The sequence below is a fragment of the Marinobacter sp. H13 genome (assembly GCF_059072335.1).
In genome coordinates this window covers 851,672-864,596 of sequence record NZ_JCACRU010000001.1, presented here as the reverse complement: position 1 = coordinate 864,596, position 12,925 = coordinate 851,672, and the positions used below count along the sequence as shown (strand labels likewise).

Sequence of the window (12,925 nt, the reverse complement as noted above, 5' to 3'; positions counted from 1 at the left end):
GAGCGATCAGACCAGATGGTGGTCCCAGTGAACGGATAGATCTGCGAGTTCTCTGGCGGGTTTGCCGGCGCCGAGCCGGATAAGTTTTCCCCGTCCGGAGGAAACAAGAAAATCCCCTCCGGCAAGGGTCTGGATGCCCGCGCAATCGGCGATGTGTGCGCGGCTGACCAGCTCACCGGTCTTGCCCCGAAAGATAATGGCCGTTCCACCAATCGGCGAAGCCGCAGCCACGAGGTCGTTTTCCGGATGCGCAACCACGCTGGAGATGTAGTTGGCCAACGCTGTCCGGGTATCCTCATCGAACCGGTATTCCCGCAAAGTTCCCTCTTCAAGACGTGCCAACAAAGGCGGCGTTTCGTAGAGTGGGCCCTGGTGCTGATAGGCCACATACACGCGGCCATCGCCGCTGACGCTGACATGGCGGGCGCTTTGCTGGTGGTGGGGCGGCCTGAAACGGCCAACGATTTTGCCGGAGTGACGATTCATAAGTACCAGGGCTGGATCCATGGTGTCCAGATTCAGTTTCATGCGGTCGTAATCCGGGTGAGTGAGGATGCCTCCGAGACCGATCACCAGGGTTTCGCCGTCGGGGTGCAAGGTCAGCTCATGGGGGCCGATTCCCGCCAGATCAAAGGTTTTTGTCCGCCGATAACCCTTTTCGGCATCGTAGACTGCGATGATCCCCGCGCCCTGATCGTACCGGCTGGCGGTGACGTAGAGGCGTCGGCCATCGGTCGAGAACACACCGTGGCCAACAAAGTGTTCGCCCGGCTCGGCTGAAATATGGTGTTTCCGGGCACCTGTAGTGCTATCGAAAACGTAGAATGACCAACCCGGGCGGCGCTCGAAAAACAGGGTCTCTTGCTGGTGCGGTCGGTTGCAGCCGCTATGGCAGCGGGAATCGACAGGCGCCTGCCACACTATCCGGCCGTTGCGGTTGAATGCGCTGACTCCAAAACTGCCATCCGGGAACCCGACGGCGCCGGCATAGCCATCAGGTTGGACTGACGCTTTTCGGGGCAGCAGGGAACAGCCGGTCAGGCCCACGGCAACGCCGCCGGCAATGGACACCTTGAGAAGGGCTCTCCGGTTCAAAAGCATAGGATCAGGTTCCTCAGTCGCCATCGCTCGAGTTGAAGCCTCGTACTACGCCAAGTGCCACTGCCGCCTGGTCATTCACCAGCGTGGTCAACTGGGAAATATCAACGTAAAGGCTCTGCAGAGCCCGGAACTGGTCTTCTTCTTTCAAAGCCGTTGCCAGGGGTAGGTGGGCTCCGGGAAAGTTCTGCTGAACCTCGTTGAATTGTTTGCGAATGCGGTCTGCCAGGTCGGACGCCCCCTTTGCTTCCAGCGAAATTTCGAGCCCTGGTAAAAAGTACCGGTTCAGGCCGTCGACAGTCGCCGCGACAGTCTGCAGGCTTTTGCCGCTGCGCCAGGCGTCCGCGATGTAAGGATTGCGTTTGTTACTGCCGCGAAGACCCATGGGTTGGGCCAGCCTTCTTTCTTCCAGAATTTCCAGTGTTGCCATACCCGCTCGGATAGTGGTGTCGAAGTACTGCTCGGTCTCCAGATAGTGCGGTCTGAAAGCCTGCCAGCCAGCCATCAATGCGTCACTGTTGCTTTTCAAGTGTCCCGCGACGTTCGTTAGCAGCTCGCAGGTCCGGGCGACTGGGAGTGAAGTTTCCCCGGCATTGAACTCTTGGTCGAACAGCAGATATTCGATCATCGGGAAGCCTTGCACAGCGACACCGGACTGATTGATCACGCTCGGGGTGATCGGTTCGTCGTTTCCGATCAGGTAAGCCGCTTTCCGTGCAATCAGATTCTTCGGATCCGGCCAGAACTGGAACTGCCAGGAAAGGTTGTTGTTTTCGACCGGGCCGAAATCGACTAAGCGCACCTTCTGCCAGGCCAGGAAGGCATTCAGCCAGGCGGCTTCCACGTGTTCCCGGCTTCCCTCGGCTGGATTCTGGCAGTAGTCACGGGCGGATTCAGCCAGCTCTCCCGCTTCTGTGGTCAACGATTGATAGCCGGTCGCAATGCCTTCATACCACTGCTGGCGGGCCTGGGTGTTGGCATCGCTTGCCCACGCCAGGGGCGAGGTTAGTGTCAGGATAGATGTGCACAGCAGTCTGGTGATCCCTTGCATGGCTGATCCTCAGAGTGAATTCAGGAAATCGATCAGAGCGGATCGATCTTCGGGCGACATCTGGCGGTATCGGTCGGCGGCCGCCTGAGCCTCGCCACCGTGCCAGAGCACGGCTTCTTCCAGAGTTCGGGCGCGGCCGTCGTGCAGGAACCCGGCTTGCGGATTCACCACTTGGGCCAGGCCAATGCCCCAGAGCGGCGGGGTTCGCCATTCATTGCCATTGGCCAGGAATTCATCGCGGCCGTCGGCCAGGGCAGGACCCATGTCGTGCAGCAACAGATCCGAATAGGGCCAGATAGTCTGATTGCTAAGGTCCGGGCGATCGGCAACCTCGCCGGTCTGATGTCTCGGCGTATGGCAGCCAGCGCAGCCACTTTCGTTGAACAGCCTTGCTCCCTGCCGGACGGATTCAGACTCAATATCTCGACGCGCGGGTATTGCCAGACTCTTGGCGTAGAAGGTCACGAAGTTGGCGACCTTGTCGCTTACTTCCGGTTCACCGCCATGGGTAAACCGCTCACAATTCTGCTCGGGCATGCAGTCGGTTTTAGGTTTCAGAGTAGAGGTCAGTCCCATATCTCCGGCGAACGCACCCATGCTTTGCTGGTGGACATCGGGCTCGGCTGCCTTCCAGCCGAATCGACCGGGCACTGTCTGTTCCGTTGCCAGATCCCAGACCTGGTTAAGCTTTCCGGAGATGCCGTTTCCGTCCGCATCATCAGTGTCTTGGAGGGCTTGCAAATCTTCGATGGGGATGGCTTCCAGCAGACCCATTCCGATCATCTGCGGTGCTACCCGGGGCGATACCAGAAGGTCCTCGGGCAGTGGCCCATAATTTGGGTTCTCAATGCGGTACACGGGCTTGCGCAGTTCCACCACCGTCCCATCCGCGAGTGTTTCCTTCACTGGCGTCCATTCGACGATCAAATCAGCCTCTGGTTTGGCTGCAGGAAGCGCGGCTGTCTGGAGCTGGCTGCCATATACTGGCGCCGGTTTAAAACCGTGTTTGCGCAGAATGTCCGCGTCCAGCTCCGGATCAGCAGGGACTGCCAGTCTCAAAAACAGGGAGACCGGCGGCTCGTCGACACCGGGTGGGTGTCCGCGACCATCCTTGATATGACATCCCTGGCAGGAGTTGGTATTGAACAGCGGGCCCAGGCCGTCACGGGCGTCAGTGCTTGCCGGGGCTTCGACCCAGGGGTTCCGGAAGAAACTGTTGCCGACACTGAAGTCCAGACGTTTGGTCATGGACAGATTGCCCTGGGGAAGCGAGTAGGCATTGGTGTCTGACTGTTGTACGGTGCCCTCACCACCAGAGGCCGGAGATGTCTGGATCGGATAGCCCTCGTGAGTCTGGGCACAAACGTGGGCGCTGGCGATCGCCAGCGCCCCGATTAAGGCAAGCGGTTTCATCATGCTCAGGACGCGTGGCCGGCATCATCGGGAGACAGGGCTTCAATGCCCAGGTCGCGCGCAGCCTGCTCAATGGAACCGGTCTGTGCGACGAGCGCCATGATAGCGCCGTTGACGATACGAGTGCCCTCGGCATTCCCGGGTGCAATCATGGTGTCAAAAGCCATGGGATTTTCGCTGCTCTCCGCGCGGGCCTTCATTAGCGCCAGGGCTTCCATGGAGGCGTCCAGCTGGTTGTTAAGACGCGCGTCCAGCTCTGGGTCGCTCTGCTGAACCAGATCAGACAGGGAAGGGCCGGTCACCAGGCTGCCATCCACGCGACGATAGGTACCCGTGTAGACGTTCTGGATACCCTGGCCGTTGTAGTAGTGCGAATTGTGGGTATTGTCGCTGAAGCAGTCGTGCTCGTCCTCATAGGAGTTGGCTTCCAGAGCAACCTTCATTCGCTCGCCGGCCAGCTCGCCCAGAGACAGTGAACCCATGCCGAACAGCATTTTCTGAACACCCTGATTGGCGTCTGCAGCGGTCAATTGCGCCCGGTAGTTGTCACTGTCGCCCGGGGCCCACTGGGCCACCATCCACTCGAGGTCGGATACCAGAAGGTCTGTTACCGCATCCAGGTATTCGCCACGACGCTCACAATTGCCATTGGTGCAATCAGCGCCCTTCGCGTAATCCGTGACCGGACGCTCACCGGCGCCGCTTTCAAAACCGTGGAGATCCTGACCCCAAAGCAGGAATTCAACCGCGTGGTAGCCGGTAGCAACGTTGGCTTCAGAGCCGCCAACTTCGTTCAGATCTGCGAGCAGTGCAGGGGAAAGAGATGCCACATTCAGTGTCTCACCACCCACATTGATCCTGTTGCTTGCGATGATGTTTGCGGTGGCACCGGCGTTGCCCAGCTCGTGCTGGTACCCGTCTGCCTTCACATAATCGATCAGGCCTTCATCAAGCGGCCAGGCGTTCAGCTGGCCTTCCCAGTCATCGACAATAGCATTGCCGAACCGGAACACTTCTGTTTGCTGATAAGGAACCCTAGCTGCCAGCCAGGCTTCTTTTGCGGTCGCCAGATTGGCTTCGGTCGGATTGGCGATCAAGCGGTCAGTTGCTTCGTCCAGCGCGCGGGCGGTGATCAGGGCATCTTCGTAGTTGGCATGAGCCAGATCGGCGTAGTGATCGACCACTGAGTCTTTGGTTGCTGGCTGATAGTCCTTGGTGGACCAGGGATGATTAGCGCAGCCTGCAGTGAGCAGAGCGGTTACTGTCAATGCCAGGGGTGCTGGACGAAACATGGGCGTCATTCCTTTTTCCAAGTTCTGTTAATAGTAGTAATAATGAGAAATATTCGCGTTAAATATCATGAGTTCCGTTTTATCGAAACGCAAGCGGGAAACGGACTCGATCGATCAGGTTTGACGATTGTGCTCTTGCCCCGGGCAACCGTGATCGGGCTTAATGGCCCCGTCACCAGGGAGCTACTCTTGTATGTTGAGTTATTTGCACGCCTTCCACGCCGGCAATTTCGCCGATGTCCAGAAACATGGAGCCCTGGCACTGGTCCAGACCATGATGCGGGCGAAGGCCTCCGGTATTGCCTGTTTCGATACCCATGCCGGCAGTGCCATATACGACCTGCGAAGTGAGCGGGCCCGCAAGACTAGAGAAGCCGACCACGGAGTTCAGAGACTTTGGGGCGCCAGAGATCGGTTGCTGTCCGGGGACTGGAAGCCGTTTCTGGACGTGCTGAAAGGATTCAATGCCGGCGGTGGTGAACTGTCCGTTTACCCCGGTTCTCCTGCGTGGTTTCAGCATTTTCTACGGGATGGAGATGCGCTGACGCTGTTTGAACTGCATCCATCTGAGGGCGAGCAACTGGCGGAATGGGCTTCCGAGGCTCCGATTCGGGTGCTCAGACAGGACGGCCTGGCAGGTCTGCTAACCCGGATTTCTCATGAAGGGATAAAAAGAAGCGGCTAAAAGTGCTATAGTTTCAAGAACCTAACCAATCCACCAAGCACCAGTAGCCGCATCCAAAATGGTACCTCAAAAACTGACCTTCTCGCCACTCTCCCGCCGCCAGATTGAAGCCGATTTCTCCGGAGGCCATATCACCTCGGATGCCGGTGTGTTGTTACTGCGCGAAGTCGACAAACAACACCGGTTAACCCAACGGCTGGCCGAGACTCTGACCGACCAGCGGGATCCCCGGATGATTCGTCATGGGCTCAACACCATGATCCGGCAGCGCGTCTACGGCGTGGCCAGCGGCTACGAAGATCTGAATGATCATGAAGCGCTTCGCTTTGATCAGGCACTACAAACCGCCACGGGTAACGCCTCCGCTCTGGCTGGCAAATCCACGCTGTGCCGAATGGAACAGGCAATGGACCGGCAAACCATTGTGAAGGCCCATGAGCTGCTCTGGCACCACTTTATTGAACAACACGAAGAGCCGCCGAAGGAAATCGTGCTGGATTTTGACGGCACCGATATCCCGGTGCATGGGGATCAGCCGGGTAAATTCTTTAACCGGTATTACGACCATCACTGCTACTTCCCGCTTTACGTCTTCTGCGGCCGGCACTTGCTGGTGAGCTATCTGCGCACCAGCAACCGGGGTGATGCCCGGCACAGTTGGGCCATTCTGGCGCTGCTGGTGCGATTTATTCGCGAGTATTGGCCACAGACCCGGATCGTGTTCCGGGGCGACTCCCACTTCAGCAAGCCCCGACTGCTGGCCTGGTGCGATCGCAACCAGGTGGATTACATCGTAGGCATGGCCCGCAACCAGCGGCTGGAGGCGCTTGCCGCCCCAGCCATGGACAAAGTCCGGACCTACTACGAGGCTCATGGCCATAAGCTCGCCAGCACCTTCCGCTTCCGCTACAAAGCCCGAAGCTGGCATAAGCCACGCTGGGTGGTTGCGCGCCTGGAATATGGCCCTCAAGGCCCGAACCCCCGGTTCGTTATCAGCTCCCGCTACGATGACGGATTCAAGCTCTACTACGAACAGTATTGCGCACGGGGTGATATGGAGAACCGGATCAAGGATCAACAACTGGATCTGTTTGCCGGTCGCACCTCCAGCACACACTGGTGGACCAACCAGTGGCGGCTGATCTTATCCGGCTTCGCCTACACCCTGTTCGAGCGTTTGCGGGTGCATCTGAAAAACACGCCCTTCGAACGTATGAGTGCCGGCACCTTGCGCTTGAAGCTGATCAAGGTTGGCGCAGTCATCATCCGCAACACCCGCCGAATACGGGTGTTGATGAGTGATAGCTATCCACACAAGAACGATCTCTCAGCACTGGTTCAGCGCTTGGTGCCCCAGTAGATAATCGGGCTCCCCCGGCCCGATACCAATGGGGGAAAGGGGGAGTTGTGCCTGAATGCCGGAAACTGGCTAAATAATCGCCAACTTCGACCATGACCACTCGGATCTGGCACTACCAGGCTTGGTCTGCGAAGGTTGTTGGAGCACTATGAGAAATCCGGGCTAAGACAGTTGCCTCCCAGACAGCCGCGCCTGCTGACGCTGATTGATCCCTCTTACGAGGTCAAAACCGACTACATTGAAGTGGCGCACACTTTGGGGAAAGCATGGCATAAGTGCCGTCATGGCATTTTTCTTGTCTGGTACCCGATACTGACCAGTGGCCTGCAGGAACAGTTGAAAGATGCGGTCAGGGGCACTGATGCGCGCAAGATACTCTGCAGTGAGGTGCATCTGAATAATCCGCCGGAGCGAGGTATGGTCGGATCGGGCATGCTGGTGGTAAACCCACCCTGGGGTTTTGACTCCCGGTTTGCCGCAATGATGAGCGATGTTGCCGGGTCGGACGTTTTGAATTTGTCTCACGATATTGGTTGGCTGGTTCCTGAGTAATTGAAAGGACGGCAAGCAAGGGAGCAACGAGGTTGAAGGATAAGCCAGTAAACAAGGCAGGATCCGTGTGGATGCCCGGCGGCCTGATTCCGGTTGAGCAGTGGAAAGTGCCTGAAACGTCCGTGAGACGTTCACTCAAAGATGCGTTGCGCCATGCCCTGGCCCAGATTCGGGCGGGCGTGGTTGCAGAAAAGGAAGTGTTTGAAAGCCTCGATAACCTTCCGGAACTTTCAGCCGCCCGGCTTGAATCCTTTGCACCGCGGCCAGATCCAAGCGTGCTGGCGGAAGTGCTATCAAGGGCCCTTGAAGAGCTTGGGCTAAACCATGATTCCGGCAAGAGAGTTGCGTTACTGGTGGCTCCACCGTTCTCGGGTATTCGTTCTGCCCTTGAGTGTTTTCCCGAGTTTGAATTGCAGCAAGAGGGCGAGGCGGGCCGGTGGTCGCTGATCCTGCCACCCGAGAATCTGCTTCTTGATGAACAGGGCGCCAGGGAGTGGTGGGACACGCAGGATCTTTCCAGGCCGTGGGTGATTCCGGAACTGGCTGATTTCTGGCTGCGCCATCTGTCCGGACTGGCTCTGGTTCGGGAATTACTCCGTCGGGTTGCCGCGGGAGGCACTGCTCCTGGTGCTATTGGTTGCTCGAGCTGGTGTTGGCAATTCTGGTCCTCTTACTTCAGGGATGCGCACTTTTCGCCGATGACACCTTCGCCGATGGCAGCAGTCGAACTTGGTGAATGGTTCGAATCCCTTGCTGCCGGTGATAGTGATTACTCAATCACGGCCCGAATGGCAGACGATGGCCTTTGGGTATTGCCGATGACGGAAGGAAATGACGGGAAAAAGCGCAAACACAGTGGCTTTCTCCGGGATCTCGCCTCAGTAGCAAGAGGTAATCCCGGTGTTGCGCTGGCCATATGGCGACGCGCGCTGAGAGCCCGCCCTGAAGAAGAGGCGGGCACGGAGGAATCCGGCCCGGGTTCTTCAGACGGCGGTTCAGTCACCCGGGCCTGGGTTATCCCTTTTGATCAACTGGGTTTGCCAGCGGTCCCCCAGAGCCAGGGCGACAACATTGGCCTGCTATTGCACGCCCTGCTGTTGCACGATGGACTGGACGCCTCTCATCTGCAGTTGGTAACAGGGGTCGCGGAACATGAGGCAGGGTTTGTGCTGGCACGTCTGGCCCGCGCGGATCTGATTGAGCAGCAGTCATCTGGTGGTCGCTGGCAAGTCACCGCTCAGGGATACCCCTCGATTCGTCGGCATTTGCAGAGCTGGGGATTTCCGGTCGACACTTTCTAGGAGATGAGTGATGGGTGATCTTGGCATTCGGGAGGCGTTTTCAGCGATCACGTCGGAAGCGTTGCTGGAATCGTTGATGGTTGTGCTGCTGGCGACGGGCCTGATCATCGTAATACAGAAGCTGTTTCCGAGAATCGCAGTTAAACTCGGGGGCAAGCCCCGGTTTTATATCCTGGCGTCGGTGCCCTTGCTGCGATTGATCATTATCGTGGTGACCATCATCGTTGTGGTTCCGATCCTGGTGGAACCTTCGTTCGAGAACATGGTTGCCATTTTCGGAGCCCTGGGACTGGCTCTCGGGTTTGCCTTCAAGGATTACGCGAACAGCCTGATTGCCGGAATCGTAACCCTCTACGAAATGCCGTATCGGCCTGGCGACTGGATCGAGGTGGACGGGCAGTACGGAGAGGTCCGTTCGATTGGCACCAGAGCCGCGGAACTTGTTACGCCGGATGATACCGTGGTGGTGATACCCCACGGCAAACTCTGGGCGTCCCTCATTGCCAACGCCAACAACGGAACGGATAACCTGATGTGCGTGGCGGAGTTCAACCTTGAACCCCACCATGACGTCAGCCGGGTTATGGCGCTCTTGCGGGATGTGGCCTACACCTGTCCTCTTACCCGCACGTTCCGGCCTGTCGTGGTGGTGGTCTCCAACAAACCCTGGGGCATGTGTTATCGGCTGAAGGCATACCCGATCGAGTTGAAGGATCAGTTCCGGTTTATTTCCGAGCTCACTGCAAAGGGCGCAAGTGCGTTGGCTTCAGAGGGCGTCAGGTTTGTCTCAGTCCCCGTCACCGGAAACCCCTGAGCTTTGCTTGCGGGTTTCCGTTTGCTCAATCAATTGATTCAACCTGCCGAGAATACGCTGCCCGCTTTCACCGGTGCGCTCGAGGTAAATGTCACGCACCGGCATGCTGGCTTCCCGAAACGCCTCGCGTTCTGAATCGGTCAGGCGGACCACTTTCATGTGGCCCCCTTCCAGCATCTGCTCGAGCCGGGTCTGATTCAGCTCCTCCTGAGTCTCCCAGGCGATCTGCGCGACGTCCTTGAGTCCGTTGTCGAGCCATTGTTGCTGGTTTTCGGGCAAGGCGTCGTACCACTCAAGATTCGAGACCACTGAAGCGACGAACTGGGCCGGTCGCGCCAGGGTCATGGTGGTCTGCACTTCGTAGAAATCCATTTCCTCGATGGCGAAAACCGGATTGCTCTGGCCATCGATCTTGCGCAGCTGCAGGTCACTGTATACCTGGGAATAGGGGATCTGGCTGGGCTCGGCACCATAGGCCCGGAAGGTTTCTTCCGCCATGTCGGAGGTCATGGTTCGGATTCGCTGTCCGGTGAAGTCTTCCGGCGACCGCAGCGCCTTGTTAGCTGTCCAGGCCATCCAGCCTTCAGGCACGAAACCCAGCAGTTTCATGTTCTGGTTGGCATAGGGCGATTCAAACAATTCGAGCAATTCTGCGCTGGCCAGAATCTCTCGTGTAACGTCGGCGTCGTCCGGAAGAACATAGTGCAGCGTGAAGAGACCGACTTCAGGGATGGTGTTGGCAAGATGCCCGGGGGAGGCGAACGCCAGGCTTATGGAACCATTGCGAACCAGTTCAGTAAGCTGTGCCGAGGTTCCCAGAGAACCGTAGGGAAAAATATCGATTTCAATCCTGCCGTCGGAACGCTCCTCAATCCGTTCCTTCAACGCTTCGGCATAAGCATGCTGAACGCTACCCTCGATCTCCTCAAGGGCAAAACGCCAGGTAACCGGGTAATCGGGGGGTTCCGGGACATCGGCGGTCTCGTCCTCACCGCTGGTCTGGCTGTCTGAACAACCGGTCAGTGCAATGGCCAATGCCAGGCTCAATGGCCAGAACCTGAAACGGACGGTGGGCATAACGGGAACTCCAGTTTTCTCGATCCTTGGTTGATATTGCCATACAAGGTAACACAAGAATGCGCACTGCCGTGGGTTACGGGGTTGGATTGAATTACACTGTCGACCCAGACGATCAAGTGCATCTAGGAGACAGTTCATGGAGTTTCAGTGTTGGGCAGGAGGCCGGGAATGACAAACCAGAAGCAGGCGATGCTCTATGGCCTTGGCACGGTGCTGTTGTGGTCTACCGTGGCAACCGCGTTCAAGCTCTCGCTCAGAGAGCTCGCGCCCGTTCAGATGCTGCTGATTGCGTGCAGTGCGTCTGTGGTTGTGATGGCCGTCATCCTGATGCTTCAGGGGCGCTGGCACCTGGTGTTCTCGCTCAGTCGCAAACAGTATGCCCAGTCTTTTGGCATGGGGCTGATCAATCCCTGTCTGTACTATTTCCTGTTGTTCGGTGCCTTTGACCGACTACCCGCCCAGGAAGCGCAACCGCTGAACTACACCTGGGCTCTGGTGCTGGCCTATATGTCGGTACCCTTTCTGGGGCACCGGCTACGCAAACTGGATATTGTCGCGGGCCTGATCTGTTATGCCGGGGTCGTGGTGATTGCCACCCGCGGGGCTGTCACTTCGCTGAGCTTCGAGGATCCACTTGGCGTTTCTCTCGCCCTCGGAAGCACAGTGGTCTGGGCGTCCTACTGGATTATCGCCACACGGGATACCCGAGATCCGGTGGTTGGCCTGTTCCTGAATTTCCTGTGTGGATTGCCGGTGATTCTGCTCATTTGCTGGTGGACAGAGGGGCTCAGTTTTGCTCCGGGCACGTCGCTGGCTGCAGCGCTCTATGTAGGCGTGTTCGAGATGGGTATCGCTTTCGTTCTCTGGTCCTATGCCATGAAAAAAGCGGAGAATACTTCGAAAGTCAGCAACCTGATTTTTATCTCTCCGTTCCTTTCGCTGGTGTTCATCTACTTTATTCTGGGCGAGCATATCCTGCCCTCCACATACATTGGCCTGGTTCTGATCATGATGGGGCTATGGATTCAGCAGAAAAAAGTGAAGGATCGGGAAGAGGCCCTGAACCTTGGCTGACTGGTTTGTCTACATGGTTCGAACCGCCAGAGGTTCGCTCTATACCGGCATAACCACTGACGTTGAGCGGCGGTTCAATGAACATCAGGGAGGCGCTCCCCGGGGCGCGCGTAGTCTGAGGGGGAAGGGGCCACTGGAACTGGTGTTCAGCGCGCCAGCCGGAGACAGAAGCCGGGCTTCACGGTTGGAGTGGCGCATCAAACAATGGCCCCGGCCCAGGAAAGAGGCCCTGGCCCGGGGCGAGCTCAGTCTGCCAGATGACGTTTGATGTGTTCGCCTGCGGTTTCCAGCGCGGCAGTGGCTCGATCCAGCTGACCACTGTGTACCTGGAAAACGTGCCAAAGACTGTTATAGACCTCAAGGCGGGTTTCCACATCGTTCCGGCTTGCGGCCTCGGCGAGCCGTTCGGCGTCGTTCAGCAGGATTTCCTGGCTGCCTACCTGGATCAACAAGGGTGGCAGGCCGCTTAAATCCCCGAAGATCGGCGAGATCAACGGGTTGGTAAGGGGTTCCTTTCCGGCGTAAAGCCTGGCGGCCTTGCTGGTCCAGCTGGCCTGAAGTACCGGCTCAATTTCCGGCGCATAAAGCTGCTCCTGGGTGAGGTCTATCCAGGGTGAAAACGCGGTGAGCGATGCCGGAAGCTGCAGGCGCTTATCGCGCAGTCGCATCGCCAGGGCAACAGAGAGCCCCCCGCCAGCGGAATCGCCGGCGACGGCAATCTGGTCCGGTTTCAGGCCAGCCTCCAGAAGCCCGTTCCAACAGGCTTCGGCATCATCCAGCGCAGCGGGAAACGGAAACTCGGGAGCCAGCCGGTAATCCGGCGTAACGATGGCGCAGCCGGTTGTTTTCGCCAGATGCCCGGTTATGCCACGGTGGGTACTCGAGGACCCGATGATGTAGCCTCCGCCGTGCAGATAGAGAACGGCGCCCCGGGGATCATTGCCGAAGGTTGTCCGGGTTGCTGGCACTCCCCCAATGGTTATGTTCTCGAATTTCGCGCCTCTCGGTGGTGTCGAACTCCGATAAGCCTGGCGAACAATGCGTCGCTGAAGTGGCACCGGTACCGCCGGGTTGAGAACCGGTCTGACCAGCCGGTTCATGGTCTGGCGCAACGCACTCTCTAAAACGTGTTGCAACATCTGTGTCTTTCCCCTGCTATGGGTTAGGCCCGCTATAGGTTAGGATTGAAACCCCGAAATAGATAA

Annotated in this window: 12 protein-coding genes and 1 pseudogene; 7 read left to right on the top strand and 6 right to left on the bottom strand. The window is 57.8% G+C overall.

Annotated features, from left to right (window positions below):
• Positions 1-6 precede the first annotated feature (6 nt).
• The 4 genes from AC5JQH_RS04005 to AC5JQH_RS03990 are packed head-to-tail and all read right to left on the bottom strand — an operon-like array spanning position 7 to position 4,854.
• On the bottom strand, positions 7-1,101 hold the full coding sequence (locus AC5JQH_RS04005; protein WP_053112748.1) for a DUF1513 domain-containing protein: 1,095 nt from the start codon (positions 1,099-1,101) through the stop codon (positions 7-9).
• A gap of 13 nt (positions 1,102-1,114) precedes the next feature.
• Complete coding sequence (locus AC5JQH_RS04000; RefSeq protein ID WP_053112747.1) at positions 1,115-2,149, bottom strand: imelysin family protein; 1,035 nt, start codon at positions 2,147-2,149, stop codon at positions 1,115-1,117.
• Between the two features lie 9 nt (positions 2,150-2,158).
• A complete protein-coding gene (locus AC5JQH_RS03995) occupies positions 2,159-3,565 on the bottom strand; it encodes a di-heme oxidoreductase family protein (protein WP_053112746.1) in 1,407 nt (468 codons plus the stop codon).
• Positions 3,566-3,567: 2 nt separating this feature from the next.
• Positions 3,568-4,854, bottom strand: a complete 1,287-nt coding sequence (locus AC5JQH_RS03990) for an imelysin family protein (RefSeq protein WP_092031047.1) — start codon at positions 4,852-4,854, stop codon at positions 3,568-3,570.
• Positions 4,855-5,047: 193 nt separating this feature from the next.
• Between AC5JQH_RS03990 and rlmJ (AC5JQH_RS03985) the strand changes: the two genes are divergently transcribed.
• From rlmJ (AC5JQH_RS03985) to AC5JQH_RS03965, 5 genes and pseudogenes are all read left to right on the top strand, one after another.
• Positions 5,048-5,539, top strand: coding sequence for a 23S rRNA (adenine(2030)-N(6))-methyltransferase RlmJ (rlmJ, locus tag AC5JQH_RS03985; RefSeq protein ID WP_493805321.1), 492 nt, complete (start codon positions 5,048-5,050; stop codon positions 5,537-5,539).
• 58 nt (positions 5,540-5,597) lie between these two features.
• Positions 5,598-6,899: an IS1380 family transposase gene (locus AC5JQH_RS03980; RefSeq protein ID WP_493805320.1), complete on the top strand. Its 1,302-nt coding sequence runs from the start codon at positions 5,598-5,600 to the stop codon at positions 6,897-6,899.
• A 162-nt stretch (positions 6,900-7,061) separates the two neighbouring features.
• Positions 7,062-7,451, top strand: a pseudogene (gene rlmJ, locus AC5JQH_RS03975) (23S rRNA (adenine(2030)-N(6))-methyltransferase RlmJ); the annotation flags it as partial.
• A gap of 32 nt (positions 7,452-7,483) precedes the next feature.
• Entirely contained in the window at positions 7,484-8,752 is a 1,269-nt protein-coding gene (locus AC5JQH_RS03970; RefSeq protein ID WP_227497830.1) for a hypothetical protein, read from the top strand.
• A gap of 10 nt (positions 8,753-8,762) precedes the next feature.
• A complete protein-coding gene (locus AC5JQH_RS03965; RefSeq protein ID WP_008174028.1) occupies positions 8,763-9,566 on the top strand; it encodes a mechanosensitive ion channel family protein in 804 nt (267 codons plus the stop codon).
• Here the strand turns inward: AC5JQH_RS03965 and AC5JQH_RS03960 are convergent.
• Positions 9,540-10,643: a TRAP transporter substrate-binding protein gene (locus AC5JQH_RS03960; RefSeq protein WP_008174031.1), complete on the bottom strand. Its 1,104-nt coding sequence runs from the start codon at positions 10,641-10,643 to the stop codon at positions 9,540-9,542. The two genes, AC5JQH_RS03965 and AC5JQH_RS03960, sit on opposite strands and share 27 nt — an antisense overlap.
• 171 nt (positions 10,644-10,814) lie before the next feature.
• Between AC5JQH_RS03960 and AC5JQH_RS03955 the strand changes: the two genes are divergently transcribed.
• Positions 10,815-11,720, top strand: a complete 906-nt coding sequence (locus AC5JQH_RS03955; protein ID WP_008174034.1) for a DMT family transporter — start codon at positions 10,815-10,817, stop codon at positions 11,718-11,720.
• A 13-nt stretch (positions 11,721-11,733) separates the two neighbouring features.
• Positions 11,734-11,988: a GIY-YIG nuclease family protein gene (locus AC5JQH_RS03950; RefSeq protein WP_014577843.1), complete on the top strand. Its 255-nt coding sequence runs from the start codon at positions 11,734-11,736 to the stop codon at positions 11,986-11,988.
• On the opposite strand, the gene AC5JQH_RS03945 is transcribed toward AC5JQH_RS03950, so the two are convergent.
• Positions 11,966-12,859 (bottom strand): alpha/beta hydrolase, encoded by an 894-nt coding sequence (locus tag AC5JQH_RS03945; protein WP_008174037.1) that lies wholly within the window; start codon positions 12,857-12,859, stop codon positions 11,966-11,968. The two genes, AC5JQH_RS03950 and AC5JQH_RS03945, sit on opposite strands and share 23 nt — an antisense overlap.
• Between the last annotated feature and the right edge of the window lie 66 nt (positions 12,860-12,925).